We start from the raw sequence: 19,207 nt of genomic DNA, 5'->3' as shown, positions 1-19,207 counted from the left end.
GATTAACTCTCCAGAGAAGCGAGCCAGTTACGCCAGCCGCCGAATTCGGTAATCTCCAGCGCGTGCGTCAGCGCGGAACCTTCACAAATAAAGCCTTTCACCACGCGACCATCGGCAAGCGTGAGGCTGCCAATGCCTAGGGGTTGTGGGATCTCGGCCACGAATTCGCCAAAGCGCGCCAGGGGGATATCCCAGAGCTCGACGGCGATGGCGGCGCCCTGTTCCGCCCGCATCAGTCCCGGCTTTTTGACCGGGCCATCCAGCAGGGCAAACAGGCGATACTGGCTGGCCGTCTGGGTCTCTTCTACCCGGACGGCCTGGCGTTGCGTGAGTTGAAAGTTAAGTGGCATTCCGGTCAGGTGCGCGCCCACGACCGCAAGACGAACGTGGTCGTCCGAAGGGGGAAGCGGCGCAGGTTCAGCGGGTTGGGCCTTGCCAGTGGCGCCGCGCGGCAGGGCCATAGCCTGCTGCCAGCGCAGGCCAAACTGCGCCAGCGCGCGGTCATGCCAGGCGGGGGCGATGAGCGTAATGCCCGCGGGCAGATCGTCGTTTCTGAAAGGGGCGGGCAGCGCCAGTGCGGCAAGATCGGCCAGATTGGTAAAGTTGGTGTAAGTACCAAAATGTGAGTTGTAAATCACCGGCTCCTGCTGCATCTCATCCAGGGTATAGATCGTGGGGGACGTGGGCACGACCAGCGCATCAAACGGCGCCAGAATCTGCTGAATCTGGCGCGCCAGCCGGGCGCGCAGGTATTCGGCCTCAAAGGCCTCGACGGCACTGTATTTCAGACCCGTCGAGATAATGCTGTGCACCACCGGATCCATCTTCTCCGGGTGGTTGAGCATCTCGCCTACGGCAGCGGTACGCTCTGCCACCCACGGGCCGTAGTAGAGCTGTTCGGCGAGCTGCGTGAAGGGGGTGAAATCAATCGGATGCAGCGTGGCGCCGTTGTCCTGCAGTGCGGTCAGCGCGGCGTCCCAGGCCGCTTCGGCAGCTGCATCATCAAAAAACACGGGGGCGGCAGGAATTGCGAAATCAGGATGGGATTTCATGCCCGCGGGCACCGTACGAGGATGAACGCGCGAGTAGGCATCCTGAGCATCGTATCCTCCCGCCAGGCTGGCGACGCGAAAAGCATCGTCCACCGTCAGCGCAAAGACGGAAATTGTGTCGTTCAGGCGGCAGGCAGGAACGACACCGCGCGCAGACAGCCAGCCCTTGGTCGGTTTCAGACCGACGATATTGTTGAAACCGGCGGGCACCCGGCCTGAACCGGCGGTATCGGTACCCAAAGAGAACGCCACCAGCCCTCGAGCCAGTACCGAGGCCGATCCCGAACTGGAGCCGCCGCTTACAAAGTCCGGGTCAAAGGTGTTACTTACCGCGCCGTAAGGTGAACGTGTACCGACCAGTCCGGTAGCAAACTGGTCGAGGTTAGTTTTCCCCATCACCACCGCGCCCGCCGCTTTAAGCTGTGCCACCACAAAGGCATCCTCGGCGGCGATATAACGGAATGCAGGGCAGGCTGCCGTTGTCGGCCAGCCAGCCACGTCAATGTTATCTTTCACGGCAAAGGGAACACCGAACAGTGGAAGGGCATCCGGATCCTGCTGGTAACGCGCCAGGAGCGGCTCAGTTTGCGCCAGTAACTGGGCGGGAGTGGCAAGACAGATCCACGCATTATCGTCTGGATCCAGCTCAGAAAGGTGTTCAGCCAGCAGCGTGTGAACCTGCTCCGGGTGTTGCCGAACGCGTTGCTGCCAGTCATTAAGGGTCAAACCGAATGTCGAAGCCATGCAGTGAATTCCAACAGGTATACAAGATGGGATTCAACAGAGCAAAGGACGTGCCAGAATTTTAATGCCATGAATCAATGAGATAATTCGAACATCCATAAGAAGATGTGATGATAAAACGCACAGTTGTCGCGCAGGCAGTGTGACATCAGGGTGCGTTAAAGCGGTGCGAAGGTAAATTTTGTGAAGAACATGGCAAGAGTGGCTTCCCCTGGTTAGCATGAATAACGTCTGGCACAGAGCCAGCGCCCAGCAACAGAGGAGATTTACGTGGAGAAGTGGCGTAACTGGATGATAGGGATCTGCCTGGTCAGCACGGCCGGCAGCGCATGGGCTGATTCGCTTGATCAACAACGGCAACGATATCAACAAATTAAGCAGGCCTGGGACAGTAATCAGATGGCAACAGTTGAACAGCTGTTACCGACGCTACAGGATTATCCGCTTTATCCTTATTTAGAATACCGTCTGCTGGCGCAGGACCTGGACCAGGAAACCAGCCTGGCAGTACAAAATTTTATTCAAAAGTATCCGACTTTACCGCCAGCGCGCTCGCTGAAAACGCGTTTTGTTAACGTACTTGCGCATCGTCAGGACTGGCAAGGCGTGCTTAACTTCAGCCCCGACGAGCCCACGCCGGTGCAGGCACGTTGTAACTGGTACTATGCCAAATGGTCAACCGGAAAGCAGCAGGCGGCATTTGACGGTGCCAAAGCCATTTGGCTGCGCGGCACGGCCCTGCCGAATGACTGCGACAAGCTCTTCTCCGTGTGGCAGGCCAGCGGTCAGCTTTCTCCCATCACTATTCTTGAACGTATCCGCCTGGCAATGAAAGCGGGCAATGACAGCCTGGTCAGCTATCTGGCCAAAACGCTGCCTGCCGATTACAAGACGATGTCGGATGCATTACTGGCGTTGCAGAAAGATCCTCAGTCCGTCACGACCTTTGCCAACAGCGTGGGCGCAACCGACTTCACGCGCCAGGCCACGATTTTTGCCTTTACCCGCGTCGCCCGTGCCGATATGGAAACAGCCCGTAGCCTGATCCCTGAGCTGGTGCGCGCGCAAAAAATGGGGCCAGAAGATGAGCAGGCGCTGAAAGAGATTGTCGTCTGGCGGATGATGGGCAGCGATCTGACCTCCGAGCAGGCGCGCTGGCGCGATGCGGTGGTAATGAACAGCGAATCGACCGCGTTAGTAGAACGGCGGGTGCGCCTGGCGCTGAGTGAAAACGATCGTCGTGGCCTGAACACCTGGATTGCGCGTCTGCCGGTTGAAGCGAAAGAGAAAGACGAGTGGCAGTACTGGCAGGCCGATTTGCTTTATTCAAAAGATCGCAAAGAAGAAGCCGATGACATTCTGCGTAAGCTGATGAAAGAGCGCGGTTTTTATCCTATGGTTGCCGCACAACGTTTAGGGGTGGACTATCCTCTTCAGGTCGATGCGGCACCCAAACCTGACGCGGCAACCACCCAGGGGCCAGAACTCGCACGCGTGCGTGAGCTGATGTACTGGGGCATGGACAATCTGGCACGCAGCGAGTGGGCCAACCTGATCGGCAGCAAAACCCATGTCCAGCAGCAGATGCTGGCGCGCTACGCAAGCGAACAGGACTGGTGGGATCTGAGCGTACAGGCCACGATCACCGCGAAAATGTGGGACAGCCTGAAGGAGCGTTTCCCGCTGGCATGGCAGGATCTGTATAAGCAGAACACCCAGGGTAAATCCATTCCGCAGAGTTATGCGATGGCGATTTCCCGTCAGGAAAGTGCATGGAACCCGAAAGCCCGTTCCCCGGTGGGTGCCAGCGGACTGATGCAGATTATGCCGGCGACCGCGACACACACCGTGAAGATGTTTAGCATCCCGGGCTATGTGAACGCGTCTCAGCTGTTCGATCCGCAGACCAACATTCAGATCGGGACGCAATATCTGGAGTATGTTTATCAGCAGTTTGATAAGAACCGGATATTCGCCTCAGCGGCTTACAATGCCGGCCCGGGACGCGTACGGACCTGGCAAGGCAGTACCGCAGGCAATCTCAACGCCGTCGCCTTTATCGAAACCATTCCGTTTTCGGAAACCCGGGGTTACGTGAAGAATGTGCTGGCCTATGATGCGTACTACCGCTACTTCCTGGGTCAGCCGGACAAGATCCTGTCCGATGCTGAGTGGAATCGCCGCTACTAGCTGTGTTAAGCTTCCGTACTCTTTAGCGAGTACGGAAGCCTCTCATGAATCAACCCTCTGTGCCATCCACGACTGACCCGGCTACGGACGCGCACTGGCTGCGTTTTGTTGAGCTGATGCAACAGGCTTTTGCGGATAACCAGGCGCTGCCGCTGTTACAGCTGATGACGACGCCAGATGAACGAGAGTCCTTTGGTACACGCTTGCGTATCATTGAATCGCTGCTGAATGGCGACATCAGCCAGCGTGAACTGAAAAACGAACTGGGCGTGGGCATTGCCACGATTACCCGCGGATCAAACAGCCTGAAAGAGGCGCCTCCGGCACTGAAGCAGTGGCTGGAAGCACACCTGACGCGTCGCTGATTACTGCTGGTAGAACGGATGGGTTAGCGGGCAGAGCGCCAGTATCAGAGCCTGGTGGTAAACGCTGGAGCGGCTGAGCAGGCCCTGGGTCAGGGTGCCGATTGCGCCGCCTTTGTGCTTAATATTGTCGATGCCGGTGAGGCGCGCCATCTCCTCACCTAGTTCGCGTCCTTCACGTAAACCGGCCATCACCACCGGCGGCAGGGTAAAACTGGCCGAACGTGACTCTCCCCGCTGTTTCTGGTTTTCCACCACCATCCAGGCAAAAGCGCACTCTTCTTCAATTCCGGCTTCAATCGCCACCCAGAAGTCGGCTTCCGGACGAACCTGACGGGCATTCATCACGCGCTGGCGTGCGCCAGTTCGCGTTTCGAGGTTGGTTAAAGGCTGTGCCGCAACGCCGCTCTCGACCTCGACCCCTTCGATATGGCAGGATCCCTCGCCGAAAACGTCGTTGAATGCCTGAGCAATCGCACGAATCTTCGCTGGATTGATGGTAGCTGCGACAACATGGTACATAATTAATTGAACCCTCAGGTAATTAAGGCGATTTTGGTCGCAGTATAACGGAAACTAAGCATGCTACAGGTCTATCTTGTTCGTCACGGTGAAACGGTATGGAATGCAGAACGTCGCATTCAAGGGCACTCCGACAGTCCGCTGACGGAAAAAGGTGAGCAACAAGCCCGTCAGGTCGGTGAACGCATCAAAAGCGCCGGTATCACGCATATTATTTCCAGCGATTTAGGGCGCACCCGGCGCACCGCTGAAATCATTGCCGATGCCTGTGGTTGTGATATCACTTTCGACCCGCGACTGCGGGAGCTGAACATGGGCATACTGGAAAAACGATTGCTTGATGAACTGAGCCCGGAAGAAGAGGGCTGGCGTGCTTCGCTGGTAAACGGCAGCGAGGGCGGCCGCATTCCTCAGGGCGAATCCATGACGGAACTGGCGCAGCGTATGCAGGAGGCACTTAATGCCTGCCTGGCGCTGCCGGCAGGGAGCCGCCCGCTACTGGTCAGCCACGGCATGGCGCTGGGCGTGCTGGTCAGCACCATTCTGGGACTACCGGCCTATGCCGAACGTCGCCTGCGCCTGCGCAACTGTTCGATTTCCCGCGTTGATCATCAGCAGAGCGCATGGCTGGCACAGGGTTGGGTCGTGGAAACGGCGGGTGATATTGCCCACCTCGACGAACCCGCGATGGACGAGCTTCAGCGTTAATCGGTGATGCCGTCATTACGGCGGCATCACACCAGGTATTAACGGCGAATCGGGATCAGATATTCACAACGAATCTCTGTAGGCGGTTCGCTGCGCTTTTTACCGCCGTGGGTAATAAAGCGTTCGATGTCCTGCCCCATGCGGCGCGTCAGGCCCAGCGTCGGCATGCAGGTACCGTATAACAACAGAATAAACTCCTGAAGTTCAACGCGCGGACCGCTGTAGTTGAACTGAACGTAATCCCCGGCTTCAAGAATGACCTTCTGGCCCGAATGCATATTGGTCGCGCTGTCGGTTGGCACGGCTGTGGTGTACAGAATCTCCTGCTCATCGTCTTTTTCATGACTGGCACGGACCTGGTGCAGACCGTAGAGCACGGGCGGAACCGTATCCGTCTCCAACAGAAACTGTTTCCAGAAATGGACACGCATTTCATCGCGGTAGCTGGAAATTTGTTCCAGGGTACAGGTGTAGCTCTGTGTCTGTCCCACCAGAACGGTCTCCGGCAGGGTGACGAACTGCGATTCCGGCTGCTGATCGTTTCCTAACCGAATGGGTGGGCGAATACCAAATGAATTCCAGTCAGACGAGCGGCGATACCATGCAGGTGTTTGATTAAACTGCTTTTTAAAGGCTCGTGTAAAGGTCTGCTGTGAATCAAACCGATACTGCAAAGCAATATCGAGAATCGGGCGGCTGGTCAGGCGAAGTGCCACCGCGGCTTTGGAAAGACGTCTTGCCCGGATATAGGCGCCAATGGCGTGTCCGGTAACGTCTTTAAACATCCGTTGTAGATGCCATTTAGAATAACCGGCTTTAGTGGAAACGTTATCCAGTGAAAGTGGTTGATCCAAATGGCTCTCCAGCCAGGCAAGCAAATCGCGAATGATACCGGCTTGGTCCATAAAACATCCTCATACTCTGGTGGCGCAGCTAAATGAAGTCGACGAATAATAGCACTTATTGCTTTAAAGACATGTTTGGTTTTGACTGGGATGGTTGTGCTATCTACGCGGGAATTTATACCCTTTTTACGTTGGTTATTGTATCGATTGACAGTACATTACATGCTCATCTATTACATTTGCAATGGTAACTCAATGACAATACCTCGTCTCCTGCTCGTCACCTTCGCGGGTTTGCTGTTTTCCAGTCCGCTTCTGGCTGAAGAGATTGGCTCCGTCGACACTGTGTTTAAGATGTTTGGACCCGACCACAAAATTGTGGTTGAGGCATTCGACGATCCAGACGTAAAAAATGTCACCTGCTACATCAGCCGGGCGAAAACAGGCGGTATCAAGGGCGGGCTGGGATTAGCGGAAGATACATCAGACGCGGCCATTTCGTGTCAGCAAATCGGGCCGGTAGAACTGAGCGAGAAAATTGCCAAAGGCAAAGCACAGGGTGACGTAGTGTTTCGTCAGCGCACATCGCTGATCTTCAAGAAACTGCAGGTCGTGCGTTTCTTTGACAGCAAGCGTAACGCATTAATTTATCTGGCTTACTCAGATAAAGTGGTGGATGGTTCACCTAAAAATGCGCTAAGCGCCGTACCGATTATGCCGTGGCACTAAGGCAATCATTAAACGCCCGTAAGGGCGTTAAATGATTGCCAGCTTAATCCTGCAGGTCACCACAGAAACGATAACCTTCGCCGTGAATGGTGGCGATGATTTCAGGGGTATCTGGCGTGGATTCAAAATGTTTACGGATACGACGGATTGTCACGTCAACAGTACGGTCGTGTGGCTTGAGATCGCGTCCGGTCATTTTCTTCAGCAAATCAGCACGCGTCTGAATCTTGCCGGGGTTTTCGCAGAAGTGCAGCATGGCACGGAACTCACTGCGCGGCAGTTTGTACTGCTCACCGTTGGGATTGATGAGTGAGCGGCTGTTGATGTCCAGCTCCCAGCCGTTGAACTTATAGCTTTCAACCTGGCGACGCTCTTCATTGGGTAAAGGCAAATTCATGGTGCGCAACAGCAGGTTACGTGCACGAATAGTTAATTCGCGTGGGTTAAACGGCTTAGTAATGTAGTCGTCTGCACCAATTTCCAGCCCAAGAATTTTATCGACTTCGTTATCGCGTCCGGTCAGGAACATCAATGCGACATTGGCTTGCTCACGCAGTTCACGTGCCAGTAACAGGCCGTTTTTACCCGGCAGATTGATGTCCATAATAACCAGATTGACATCATTGTCGGTCAACACCTGGTGCATCTCTGCACCATCGGTCGCTTCGTACACGACATAACCTTCCGCCTCAAAAATGCTTTTGAGGGTATTGCGCGTGACCAGTTCGTCTTCAACGATGAGAATGTGCGGGGTCTGCATGTTTAGCTACCTAATTTTGCCAACTAAATTGAAAACAGGGCGTACAGCGGTTAGGTGCTCTCCAGTGCGGAGAACGGCAAGCTTTGCTGAACCGTTGTACAAAAGTAAATTTTGATAAGCTTTTATCAAGGTCAACAACCGTATTCGCCAGCCTGCCGGGGTAAAAATTCCATGCCCTGCGGAATAATAATTTGAAACACATACTAACTGTATTAACAGCAACCTAACAGCAATAACAACAACTGGTAAGCATAAAAACAACGCTTCGTTGACTTATATCAAATGCAATTGTAGCACGTTAACATTTCTGTGAAAAACATCTCAAAAAATAGCGTGCTGGCTGACATTACGTCTCATTTTTGTCCCCGCCAGCCCGGCTTATCACTAAATATGATGTTAGAAACTTACTATTACAGTGGACTGAAATGAAAGGCTTTTATTTTGAAGGTTTTGATAATGTGCACTTTATGATAAAAAGGCGCGCTCCGGCCTTTTTTAACGTGTTTTAACATGTATGTCAGAGTCTTAACATGACCACCTATATCCCTCAATAAAGCAGGTGCGTGTTACACTAGCAGCGTGCACATTTACTGATGGAATGATCATGCTTTTTCCTCTTATCCTCGTCTCACCTGCCCGGGCAGAAAATATTGGCGCGGCGGCGCGTGCCATGAAAACCATGGGCTTTAATGAAATGCGTATTGTTGCCAGTGATGCATGGCAGGATCCGGCCGCCCGCCGCGTAGCTCATGGCGCAGGTGATATTCTGGACAGGATAAAAACCTTTGATACGCTGGCCGAAGCGCTGGCAGACATCGACTTTTCCGTCGCCACGACCGCGCGAAGTCGGGCCAGGTTCCGCTATTATGCAACGCCGCAGCAGGTGGAAGCGCAACTGCGGGAAAAACGTCAGTGGGTAAACAGCATGGCATTGGTATTTGGCCGTGAAGATAGCGGGCTGACCAATGAAGAGCTGGAGCAGGTTGACCTGCTCACCGGCATTCCAATGGCAAACGATTATCCTTCACTGAACCTGGGGCAGGCCGTTATGGTTTACTGTTACCAGCTGTCGGCGCTCAATCAGGTGGCTGCGCCTGTCGCCCCGGCGGCCGATGGTCAGCAGCTCCATGCCCTGCGCCAGCGGTTTGAACAGTTACTGAGCCGGTTAGAGGTGAGTGACGACAATAAAATGGCCGACTGGATTAACCAGCGTATTGGCCTGTTAGAGCAGCGCGACAGTGCGATGTTGCACCGTTTGTTGCATGACGTGGAAAAAAAGCTGGCAGATAAATCCTCGGGTTAAGCGTGACTATACAGTCACAGATGTTAACGAAACGCGGTATAACAAACGATTCACCAGGCTTTTTTTGTTTAACAGCATGCTAAACATTGTGGTCTGTATTTGCGCAACGGATAAAACCGTTGACTTAATGTGCGCTTTGCTTTACTTCTTGACGCAGACGGACAATCAATGACAGACAGAAAAAATAAATCTGAATGCGTAATCACAGCCTGAACACCACAATTATTACCACCACCATTACCATTACGATCGGTAAAGGGGCGGGCTGACGCATCCAGGAAAAACAGAAAAGAAGCCCGCACCTCACGAGTGCGGGTTTTTTTTTGACTCAAAATCAGGAGAGTTGACATCATGCGAGTGCTGAAATTCGGTGGGACCTCGGTTGCTAATGCAGAGCGTTTTCTGCGCGTGGCCGATATTCTGGAAAGTAATGCGCAACAGGGACAGGTTGCCACCGTGCTTTCTGCGCCCGCTAAGATTACCAACCATCTGGTCGCGATGATCGAAAAAACCATTAGCGGTCAGGATGCGCTGCCGAATATCAGTGACGCGACGCGCATCTTTGCGGAGCTGCTGCAGGGGCTGGCCGAGGCGCAACCCGGTTTCGACTATGACGGGCTTAAAAGCCGCGTAGACAGCGAGTTTGCTCAGCTTAAACAGGTGCTGCACGGGATCAGCCTGTTAGGACAGTGCCCTGACAGCGTCAACGCCGCGATGATCTGTCGTGGTGAGAAGCTCTCGATTGCGATTATGGAAAAGCTGCTTGAGGCACGAGGTTATGGCGTCAGCGTTATCGATCCGGTCGAGAAGCTGTTAGCCATCGGCCACTATCTCGAGTCTACCGTGGATATCGCAGAATCAACCCGCCGCATCGAAGCCAGTAAAATTCCGGCTGAAAATATGATCCTGATGGCCGGTTTTACCGCCGGTAATGAGCGGGGTGAGCTGGTGGTGCTGGGCCGAAACGGTTCCGACTACTCTGCTGCCGTGTTGGCGGCTTGTCTGCGTGCCGATTGCTGCGAAATCTGGACTGACGTAGACGGGGTTTATACCTGCGATCCCCGTCAGGTGCCGGATGCCCGCCTGCTCAAATCCATGTCATACCAGGAGGCGATGGAGCTCTCCTATTTCGGGGCGAAAGTCCTGCATCCACGGACTATCGCGCCTATCGCCCAGTTCCAGATCCCTTGCCTGATTAAAAACACGGCCAATCCGCAGGCCCCAGGTACGCTGATCAGCGCCAATGGTGAACAGGATGAATTCCCGGTTAAGGGCATCACCAACCTGAATAATATGGCGATGTTTAACGTGTCTGGCCCGGGGATGAAAGGCATGGTGGGCATGGCCGCCCGCGTGTTCGCGACCATGTCACGCACCGGGATTTCAGTGGTGTTAATCACCCAGTCTTCTTCTGAATACAGCATCAGCTTCTGTGTTCCTCAGAGCGAGCAGGCGCGAGCGCGCCGTGTGCTGGAAGACGAATTCTATCTTGAACTGAAAGATGGATTGCTGGATGCGCTGGACGTTATCGAAAATCTGGCGGTGATCTCGGTTGTAGGGGATGGCATGCGCACCCTGCGCGGGATTTCAGCGAAATTCTTCTCTGCCCTGGCGCGCGCCAATATCAACATTATCGCTATCGCTCAGGGATCGTCTGAACGCTCTATTTCGGTCGTGGTCAATAATGATGACGTCACCACGGGCGTGCGCGTCGTGCATCAGATGCTGTTTGCCACCGACCAGGTGATTGAGGTTTTTGTGGTGGGCGTCGGCGGAGTCGGCGGCGCCCTGCTGGATCAGCTGCATCGCCAGCAGACGTGGCTTAAACAAAAGCACATCGATCTCCGCGTTTGCGGCATTGCGAATTCCCGGGCGCTGTTAACCAACGTGCACGGTATCGATCTCAGCGACTGGAAAGGCGAAATGGCGCAGGCCAAAGAGCCGTTTAACCTGGGGCGCTTAATTCGCCTGGTTAAAGAGTATCATTTACTGAATCCGGTGATTGTGGACTGTACCTCGAGCCAGGCGGTTGCCGACCAGTACGCAGATTTTCTGGCGGAAGGTTTTCACGTGGTCACGCCGAATAAAAAGGCCAACACCTCGTCGTGGGAATACTATCAGAAGATGCGTGTGGCGGCGGCGGGATCGCGTCGTAAGTTCCTGTATGACACTAACGTCGGCGCGGGTTTACCCGTCATTGAGAACCTGCAAAATCTGCTCAATGCAGGCGATGAGTTGATCAGGTTCTCTGGAATTTTATCAGGATCGCTATCCTATATTTTTGGCAAGCTGGATGAAGGTGTATCGCTGTCAGAAGCGACCAGGATGGCACGCGAGATGGGCTTTACCGAGCCCGATCCTCGCGACGATCTCTCAGGTACGGATGTCGCGCGCAAGCTGCTGATTCTGGCGCGTGAAGCGGGGCATTCGCTCGAAATGAGCGACATTGAAATCGAACCCCTGCTGCCCGCGCATCTGAATGCCATCGCCGATGTCGACCAGTTTATGGCGCAGTTACCCGAAGCCGATGCGGCGATTGCAGCCAGGGTGGAACAGGCACGTGCTGAAGGCAAAGTGCTGCGTCTGGTTGGCGTGATCGAAGAGGGCGGGGCATGTAAAGTGAAGATCGATGCGGTTGACGGTAACGATCCGCTTTTCAAAGTCAAAAATGGCGAAAACGCGCTGGCCTTTTACAGCCGCTATTATCAGCCGATTCCGTTAGTATTGCGCGGATACGGTGCAGGAAACGATGTGACAGCTGCGGGCGTGTTTGCCGATCTGCTGCGCACACTGTCATGGAAGTTGGGAGTGTAATGATGGTAAAAATTTATGCGCCGGCCTCAATCGGTAACGTCAGCGTGGGTTTTGACGTGCTGGGCGCGGCGGTATCGCCAGTGGATGGTACATTGCTGGGTGACTGCGTGTCGGTCGAGGCGGCCGACAGCTTTAGCCTAAGCAATGCGGGACGTTTTGTCAGTAAGCTGCCCAGCGATCCCAAAGAGAACATCGTCTATCAGTGCTGGCAGCGTTTCTGTGAAGCGATTGGCAAAACCGTACCTGTAGCGATGACGCTGGAAAAAAATATGCCGATCGGCTCCGGCCTCGGCTCCAGCGCCTGCTCCGTGGTGGCTGGCCTGATGGCGATGAATGAATTTTGTGGTAACCCGCTTGATGAAACTCAGCTCCTGACCCTGATGGGAGAACTGGAAGGGCGCATCTCCGGTAGCGTACATTACGATAATGTCGCGCCCTGCTTCCTTGGCGGTATTCAGCTGATGCTGGAAGAAAACGGCATTATCAGTCAGGCCGTACCCGGATTTGACGACTGGCTGTGGGTCATGGCCTATCCGGGTATTAAAGTCTCGACGGCGGAAGCGCGGGCGATTTTACCTGCGCAGTATGCAAAGCAGGACTGCATCAAACACGGTCGTCTGCTGGCAGGCTTTGTTCACGCCTGTCATACGCGCCAACCCGCGCTGGCGGCTAAACTTATGCAGGATGTCATTGCTGAGCCTTATCGTACTCAGCTGCTACCGGGCTTTGCCGAGGCTCGCCAGGCCGCGCAGGATATTGGCGCGCTGGCCTGTGGAATATCGGGCTCCGGCCCCACGCTATTTGCCGTTTGCAACCAGATGGAAACGGCGCAGCAGATGGCCGACTGGCTGAGCCAGCACTATCTGCAGAACGATGAAGGCTTCGTCCATATCTGCCGTCTTGATACGGCTGGCGCACGTAAACTGGGATAACGCATGAAACTCTACAACCTTAAGGATCATAACGAGCAGGTCAGCTTCGCCCAGGCGGTGAAACAAGGTCTGGGTTCACAGCAAGGGCTGTTTTTTCCGCTCGAACTGCCGGAATTTGAACTGACCGACATTGATGCCATGCTGGAAATGGATTTTGTTACCCGCAGCAGTAAAATCCTTTCAGCCTATATCGGGGATGAAATCCCGGCAGCGCACCTGACTGAACGCCTGAAAACCGCGTTCACCTTCCCGGCGCCGGTTAAGGCCGTCAGCGACGACATTGCCTGCCTGGAGTTGTTCCACGGCCCGACGCTGGCGTTCAAAGATTTTGGCGGCCGCTTCATGGCGCAGATGCTGTCATACGTCAGCGGGTCCGATGAGCAAATTACCATTCTGACGGCGACGTCCGGCGATACCGGTGCTGCCGTGGCTCACGCCTTTTACGGTATGGAGAATGTGCGTGTTGTCATCCTCTATCCGCAGGGGAAAATCAGCCCGTTACAGGAGAAGTTGTTCTGCACGCTGGGCGGCAACATCGAAACCATTGCGATTGACGGCGATTTTGACGCCTGCCAGTCGCTGGTTAAGCAGGCGTTTGACGATCAGGCGCTGAAAAAGGCGATCGGCCTGAACTCCGCTAACTCGATTAACATCAGCCGCCTGCTGGCGCAGATTTGCTACTACTTTGAAGCGGTTGCCCAACTGCCGCAGGAGAAGCGTAATCAGCTGGTGGTCTCCGTGCCAAGCGGAAACTTTGGTGATTTAACGGCCGGCCTGCTGGCGAAATCACTGGGTCTGCCGATTAAACGCTTTATCGCCGCGACCAACGCCAACGATACGGTGCCACGTTTCCTGGGCAAGGGTGAATGGCAGCCTAACGCCACCGTGGCGACGCTGTCGAATGCTATGGACGTTAGCCAGCCAAACAACTGGCCGCGTGTGGAAGAGCTGTTCCGCCGCAAAACCTGGCGTCTGAGCGATCTGGCTTACGGTGCGGTAACGGACGATGTTACGCGTGAAGCGATGCGCGAGCTGGCGAAGCTGGGTTACGTCTCTGAGCCGCATGCGGCAATTGCCTGGCGTCTGTTGCGTGACCAGTTGCAGGAAGGGGAGTTTGGTTTATTCCTCGGAACGGCCCATCCGGCTAAGTTCCTGGAGAGCGTGGAAAGCATTCTGGATCAGAAACTGGCATTGCCTGCCGAGCTGGCTGAGCGCGCGGATCTGCCCCTGCTGTCGCATCAGATGGGCGCAGATTTTGCCCAACTACGGGCGTTTCTGCTCAAGTAATGCTCTGTCAGTCAGGATGAGGTGGGCTGACCACCTCATCGCTTTTGCAGGGCTAATGCGTCGGGCTGTTGTTACTGTTCGGCGCGTTTAAACACCATCTCATTCTCACGGCTTTCCTCAGCCGCAAAAGCATAGCCATCCACGTCGAACCGCGTAAGCTGCTCTGGCTTCGTCAGGCGATTCTGAATGATGTAACGGCTCATCAGTCCCCGCGCTTTTTTCGCATAGAAACTGATCACTTTGAATTTGCCATTTTTCTCATCCAGAAAGACCGGTTTAATCAGGCGCGCCTGCAGTTTCTTGGGTTTGATGGCTTTGAAGTACTCATCGGAAGCCAGATTAATCAGCACGTCATCGCCCTGACTGGCCAACGCGTCGTTCAGTTTTTCCGTTAACAGATCGCCCCAGAAGCTGTAGAGATCCTGACCGGCCGGGTTAGCCAGTTTGATGCCCATCTCCAGCCGATAGGGCTGCATTAAATCCAGCGGCCGCAGCAGGCCGTAAAGTCCGGACAGCATACGCAGATGCTGCTGGGCAAAGTCGAAATCTTGCTCGCTAAACGTCTCAGCCTGTAAACCGGTATAGACATCACCTTTAAACGCCAGAATAGCCTGACGGGCATTCTTCAGATTGAAATCCGGCTGCCAGCTGTTAAAGCGGTCAGCGTTTAAGTGTGCCAGCTTGTCGCTAATGCTCATCAGTGAAGCGACCTGTGCCGGCGAGAGCTTACGCGCAATTTCAATCAGCTGTTGTGACTTTTCTAACAGCGCGGGCTGGGTAAAACGCTGCGTTGTCAGGGGGCTTTCATAATCCAGCGTCTTGGCAGGAGAAATCACCATCAACATCGTCGCTTCCTCAATGAGTCCCTTTTTTTAAGGGGTTAGCCTGTAATTGTTGCCTGCGAGTGTAGCAAAAAAGCCGCAAGGATCGGCAAATCACTCCTATTTGTTCGCGCTATCGTAAACGGCATTCCCTGACCTTGCACCACCGTTACCGCGTGATATTATCCCAACAGCCTTTTATCACCCTGACAGTTAACTAAGAGAAAAAACATGACGGACAAACTGACCTCCCTGCGTCAACTGACCACCGTAGTGGCCGACACTGGTGATATCGCAGCGATGAAGCTGTATCAGCCTCAGGACGCAACGACCAACCCTTCTCTGATTCTCAATGCTGCTCAAATCCCTGAATACCGCAAACTGATTGATGAAGCGATCGCCTGGGCGCGTCAGCAGAGCAGCGATAAAGAACAACAGCTGCAGCTGGTATCCGACAAGCTGGCCGTTAACATCGGTCTGGAAATTCTTAAGCTGGTGCCAGGCCGTATCTCCACCGAAGTAGATGCTCGCCTTTCTTATGACACCGAAGCCAGCATTGCCAAAGCTCGCAGCCTGATTAAATTGTACAACGATGCCGGTATCAGCAACGATCGTATCCTGATCAAACTGGCCTCCACCTGGCAGGGCATTCGTGCAGCAGAGCAGCTGGAAAAAGAAGGTATCAACTGTAACCTGACCCTGCTGTTCTCCTTCGCTCAGGCGCGTGCCTGTGCTGAAGCGGGTGTTTACCTGATTTCGCCGTTTGTTGGCCGTATCCTCGACTGGTACAAAGCCAACACGGATAAGAAAGAGTACGCGCCACACGAAGATCCTGGCGTGGTGTCCGTGTCTGAAATCTACGATTACTACAAGCAGCACGGTTACGAAACCGTTGTGATGGGCGCCAGCTTCCGTAACGTCGGTGAGATCATCGAACTGGCCGGTTGTGACCGTCTGACCATTTCGCCTGCGCTGCTGAAAGAGCTGGCGGAGAGTGAAGGCACACTGGAGCGTAAGCTGAGCTACAAGGGTGAAGTTAAAGCGCGTCCGGCTAAGATGACAGAATCCGAGTTCCTGTGGCAGCACAATCAGGATCCTATGGCTGTGACCAAGCTGGCCGAAGGCATTCGTAATTTTGCCATCGACCAGGGCAAGCTTGAGAAGATGCTGGCAGAAATGCTGTAATCGTTTTACCGTGGCGGCGCTGTCGCCACGGTTTTCCCTTTCCGCCACCGTTTGTTATTCTTCTTAGTACCTCCTTCCCCATGCACCGCACTGCGGTAAATCACAGCGAATATCATCATGAACACATTACGTATCGGATTGATCTCGGTTTCCGATCGCGCCGCGAACGGGATTTATCAGGATCAGGGGATCCCTGCCCTGGAAGCCTGGCTGAACAGCGCGATCAGCACGCCTTTTGAAGTGGAAACGCGCCTGGTGCCCGATGAGCAGCCCATGATAGAACAGACGATTTGCGAGCTGGTCGATGAGCGTTTTTGCCACCTGGTATTGACCACCGGTGGGACAGGCCCGGCCCGTCGTGATGTTACGCCCGATGCCACGCTGGCCGTTGCCGATCGCGAGATGCCGGGCTTTGGTGAGCAGATGCGGCAAATCAGCCTGCAGTTTGTGCCTACTGCCATTCTGTCGCGTCAGGTAGGGGTAATCCGTAAACAGTCGCTCATTCTCAATCTGCCCGGCCAGCCGAAGTCCATCAGGGAAACCCTTGAAGGCCTGAAAGACGACCAGGGCAAGATAAACGTTCCGGGCATCTTCGCGGCTGTACCTTATTGTTTACAGCTTCTGGAAGGCCCTTACGTGGAGACGCACGCGGATGTGGTAGCAGCTTTTCGCCCCAAAAGCGCGATACGTGAGATAAATAACTAAATATTGTGCTTTTCAGGAATAAGCTACAGGCTCGCTGGTGTGGTGATAAATTGACGGTATAGTAAGCGAATCTTTACAACTGTTTTCACTTTCTCTGGACGCTTATGACCACACTTGAGACACCGCGCCTGAAACCCCAGGATTACAAAACGCTGGCACTCGCGGCGCTGGGTGGCGCGCTGGAATTTTACGACTTCATTATTTTCGTCTTTTTCGCTGCCGTGATCGGCGAGATTTTCTTCCCCAGCGATATTCCTGAATGGCTCCGCCAGCTCCAGACGTTCGCCATTTTTGCAGCGGGCTACCTGGCGCGTCCGCTGGGCGGCATCATCATGGCCCACTTTGGCGATAAAGTGGGACGCAAAAAAATGTTCAGCCTGAGTATTTTGTTGATGGCGCTGCCCACGTTGGCTATGGGCGCACTGCCTGGCTGGGACGCGATTGGCCTGGCGGCCCCCCTGTTAATGCTGCTGATGCGCATGCTACAGGGCGCGGCGATTGGTGGGGAAGTCCCGGGCGCATGGGTTTTTGTGGCGGAGCACGTGCCCTACAAACGTATTGGTATCGCCTGCGGCACGCTGACCGCCGGACTCACTATCGGCATCCTGTTAGGGTCGGTCGTGGCAACCTTAATTAATACCACCATGACCCAGCAGGCCATTCATGATGGCGGCTGGCGCATTCCTTTTTTCCTGGGTGGATTGTTTGGCCTGGGGGCGATGTATCTTCGCCGCTGGCTACATGAAACGCCGGTTTTCATTGAAATGCAGCAGCGTAAAACGCTGGCGCAGGAGCTGCCGCTGAAAACCGTAATCCTTAAACACCAAAAATCGGTCGTGATTTCGATTCTGCTGACCTGGATGCTGTCTGCCTGCATCGTGGTGGTGATTTTAATGGCGCCGGTCTGGCTGCAGAAACAGCATGGTATGGCCCCGGCGCTCACCTTAAAGGCCAACAGCATCGCGATTATCATGTTATGTATCGGCTGCATCGTTGCCGGGCTGTTGGTGGACCGTTTTGGCGCCAGTCGGACGTTGAGCCTCGGTAGCGTGCTGCTGGCATTGTGTAGCGGGATGTTCTATTCCCTCGCGCCTCAGTATCCTGATTACCTGTTTCAGCTCTATGGGCTGGTGGGTTTTAGCGTGGGCGTCGTGGGGATTGTGCCCTTTGTGATGGTCCGTGCGTTCCCTGCTGAGGTGCGTTTCACCGGCTTGTCGTTCTCTTATAATCTTTCTTATGCGGTATTTGGTGGCCTGACGCCGATTTGCGTGACGCTGCTGATGAACGTTTCCACCATGGCACCCGGCTGGTATGTCATGGCGCTTGCGCTGGTCGGGTTGCTGACCGGTCTCTGGCTCAGACAGGATATCAGCCATGAGCCGAATCTGTGTGACGGGATAAAACAGGCATAAACACGCACGCGGAGCCGGGCTCCGCGTGCTGCCTCGACCATTTGCTTACGCGCCGATGGGCAGAACGATCCGTCCGAAGGTTTCGTTTAGCACTTCACCCATGGCCAGGTAACAGGCGCTGGCACCGCACACTAATCCGACCCAGCCTGCGCAGGGGATCAGCGCGGGAATATGCGCCAGGTGACCCGTCGCCAGTAACAGGAACAACAACGCCAGCGAGCCGAAAACAAACTGCAGCATCGTTGCGCTCCGCAGCGTGCCAAAGAACATAAACAGGGTAAACAGGCCCCACAGTCCTAGCCAGGCGCCTAATAAGGTCTCATTGGCCGGTTTCGCCAGCCCCATTTCAGGCAGTAACAGAATCGCTACAAAACTCAGCCAGAACATACCGTAAGAAGTAAAGGCCGTCAGTCCAAACGTATTATTCTTTTTAAACGCCAGCAGTCCGGCCAGCACCTGCGCAATCCCACCATAAAACATGCCCATCGCCAGAATGGTCACATCCATGGCAAACAGGCCCGTATTGTGCAAATTCAGTAAAATCGTTGTCATGCCGAATCCCATCAACCCCAGGGGGGCAGGATTGGCCAGTGTTGTCGTTGTCATCGTTCCTCAGCGGTGTTGTTAGCGTAAAAGGCGCTGCCCGCCTCAATGCAGAATAAGCGCGGCGAGCCGCATAATAGTCAGCGTATTCATAGCCGTCTTTGATCCTGGTCTGACAGGGACTGAAAATTTTTTTTCATTTAACCCTTGATGCGCTTCTAAGCGACCCCATTTACTTGTCATCGAGCGTTGTGAACGTTGTAAAAAAAAGCATGTGAGGTTGGGTTGAATGT

The 19,207-nt window shown here is 54.4% G+C and carries 18 protein-coding genes and 1 other annotated feature; of the genes, 12 read left to right on the top strand and 6 right to left on the bottom strand.

From position 1 onward, the window contains the following. Positions 1-2: 2 nt before the first annotated feature. Complete coding sequence (gene atzF, locus AAIE03_RS14710) at positions 3-1,796, bottom strand: allophanate hydrolase (RefSeq protein WP_105083192.1); 1,794 nt, start codon at positions 1,794-1,796, stop codon at positions 3-5. Between the two features lie 270 nt (positions 1,797-2,066). On the opposite strand from atzF, the gene sltY reads away from it, so the two are divergent. Together sltY and trpR are read left to right on the top strand one after the other, a co-directional pair. After that, positions 2,067-3,986 (top strand): murein transglycosylase, encoded by a 1,920-nt coding sequence (sltY, locus tag AAIE03_RS14705; RefSeq protein WP_028714803.1) that lies wholly within the window; start codon positions 2,067-2,069, stop codon positions 3,984-3,986. A 44-nt stretch (positions 3,987-4,030) separates the two neighbouring features. Beyond that, positions 4,031-4,351, top strand: coding sequence for a trp operon repressor (gene trpR / locus AAIE03_RS14700; RefSeq protein WP_013024543.1), 321 nt, complete (start codon positions 4,031-4,033; stop codon positions 4,349-4,351). On the opposite strand, the gene yjjX is transcribed toward trpR, so the two are convergent. Further along, positions 4,352-4,870 carry an inosine/xanthosine triphosphatase gene (yjjX, locus tag AAIE03_RS14695; RefSeq protein ID WP_013024544.1) on the bottom strand — a complete coding sequence of 173 codons (519 nt, stop codon included), beginning with the start codon at positions 4,868-4,870 and terminating at the stop codon, positions 4,352-4,354. Positions 4,871-4,930: 60 nt separating this feature from the next. Here yjjX and gpmB point away from each other — a divergent pair, with 60 nt between their 5' ends. Then, positions 4,931-5,578, top strand: a complete 648-nt coding sequence (gpmB, locus tag AAIE03_RS14690) for a 2,3-diphosphoglycerate-dependent phosphoglycerate mutase GpmB (RefSeq protein ID WP_014606621.1) — start codon at positions 4,931-4,933, stop codon at positions 5,576-5,578. A 38-nt stretch (positions 5,579-5,616) separates the two neighbouring features. Here the strand turns inward: gpmB and robA are convergent, their stop codons facing one another. Then, positions 5,617-6,483 (bottom strand): MDR efflux pump AcrAB transcriptional activator RobA, encoded by an 867-nt coding sequence (robA, locus tag AAIE03_RS14685; RefSeq protein ID WP_013024546.1) that lies wholly within the window; start codon positions 6,481-6,483, stop codon positions 5,617-5,619. A gap of 195 nt (positions 6,484-6,678) precedes the next feature. Here robA and creA point away from each other — a divergent pair, with 195 nt between their 5' ends. Further along, positions 6,679-7,152: a protein CreA gene (creA, locus tag AAIE03_RS14680; RefSeq protein ID WP_019106396.1), complete on the top strand. Its 474-nt coding sequence runs from the start codon at positions 6,679-6,681 to the stop codon at positions 7,150-7,152. Positions 7,153-7,195: 43 nt separating this feature from the next. Here the strand turns inward: creA and arcA are convergent, their stop codons facing one another. Further along, positions 7,196-7,912: a two-component system response regulator ArcA gene (gene arcA / locus AAIE03_RS14675; protein WP_013024548.1), complete on the bottom strand. Its 717-nt coding sequence runs from the start codon at positions 7,910-7,912 to the stop codon at positions 7,196-7,198. A 604-nt stretch (positions 7,913-8,516) separates the two neighbouring features. Between arcA and AAIE03_RS14670 the strand changes: the two genes are divergently transcribed. The 5 genes from AAIE03_RS14670 (at position 8,517) to thrC (ending at position 14,248) form a co-directional block, all read left to right on the top strand. Then, positions 8,517-9,215, top strand: a complete 699-nt coding sequence (locus tag AAIE03_RS14670) for a tRNA/rRNA methyltransferase (RefSeq protein ID WP_022622271.1) — start codon at positions 8,517-8,519, stop codon at positions 9,213-9,215. 194 nt (positions 9,216-9,409) lie between these two features. Then, on the top strand, positions 9,410-9,484 hold the full coding sequence (gene thrL, locus AAIE03_RS14665) for a thr operon leader peptide (protein ID WP_109707012.1): 75 nt from the start codon (positions 9,410-9,412) through the stop codon (positions 9,482-9,484). After that, positions 9,417-9,541: a sequence feature (Thr leader region), on the top strand. Its footprint overlaps the gene before it by 68 nt. 25 nt (positions 9,542-9,566) lie before the next feature. Next, positions 9,567-12,029 (top strand): bifunctional aspartate kinase/homoserine dehydrogenase I, encoded by a 2,463-nt coding sequence (thrA, locus tag AAIE03_RS14660; RefSeq protein ID WP_013024550.1) that lies wholly within the window; start codon positions 9,567-9,569, stop codon positions 12,027-12,029. Positions 12,030-12,031: 2 nt separating this feature from the next. After that, positions 12,032-12,961 carry a homoserine kinase gene (thrB, locus tag AAIE03_RS14655; RefSeq protein ID WP_024472265.1) on the top strand — a complete coding sequence of 310 codons (930 nt, stop codon included), beginning with the start codon at positions 12,032-12,034 and terminating at the stop codon, positions 12,959-12,961. A gap of 3 nt (positions 12,962-12,964) precedes the next feature. Next, a complete protein-coding gene (gene thrC, locus AAIE03_RS14650; protein ID WP_013024552.1) occupies positions 12,965-14,248 on the top strand; it encodes a threonine synthase in 1,284 nt (427 codons plus the stop codon). A 71-nt stretch (positions 14,249-14,319) separates the two neighbouring features. Here the strand turns inward: thrC and yaaA are convergent, their stop codons facing one another. Then, entirely contained in the window at positions 14,320-15,093 is a 774-nt protein-coding gene (gene yaaA, locus AAIE03_RS14645) for a peroxide stress protein YaaA (RefSeq protein ID WP_014592877.1), read from the bottom strand. Between the two features lie 207 nt (positions 15,094-15,300). Here yaaA and tal point away from each other — a divergent pair, with 207 nt between their 5' ends. The 3 genes from tal (at position 15,301) to AAIE03_RS14630 (ending at position 18,371) form a co-directional block, all read left to right on the top strand. Next, entirely contained in the window at positions 15,301-16,254 is a 954-nt protein-coding gene (tal, locus tag AAIE03_RS14640) for a transaldolase (protein WP_013024554.1), read from the top strand. 117 nt (positions 16,255-16,371) lie between these two features. Next, positions 16,372-16,959 (top strand): molybdopterin adenylyltransferase, encoded by a 588-nt coding sequence (gene mog, locus AAIE03_RS14635; RefSeq protein WP_013024555.1) that lies wholly within the window; start codon positions 16,372-16,374, stop codon positions 16,957-16,959. 104 nt (positions 16,960-17,063) lie between these two features. Continuing rightward, a complete protein-coding gene (locus AAIE03_RS14630) occupies positions 17,064-18,371 on the top strand; it encodes an MFS transporter (RefSeq protein WP_029570996.1) in 1,308 nt (435 codons plus the stop codon). A 45-nt stretch (positions 18,372-18,416) separates the two neighbouring features. Here the strand turns inward: AAIE03_RS14630 and AAIE03_RS14625 are convergent, their stop codons facing one another. Continuing rightward, entirely contained in the window at positions 18,417-18,977 is a 561-nt protein-coding gene (locus tag AAIE03_RS14625; RefSeq protein WP_105077116.1) for an acetate uptake transporter, read from the bottom strand. Between the last annotated feature and the right edge of the window lie 230 nt (positions 18,978-19,207).

The sequence above is a fragment of the Pantoea sp. Ae19-2 genome (assembly GCF_059801205.1).
This window is presented reverse-complemented; position numbering and strand designations above follow the sequence as displayed.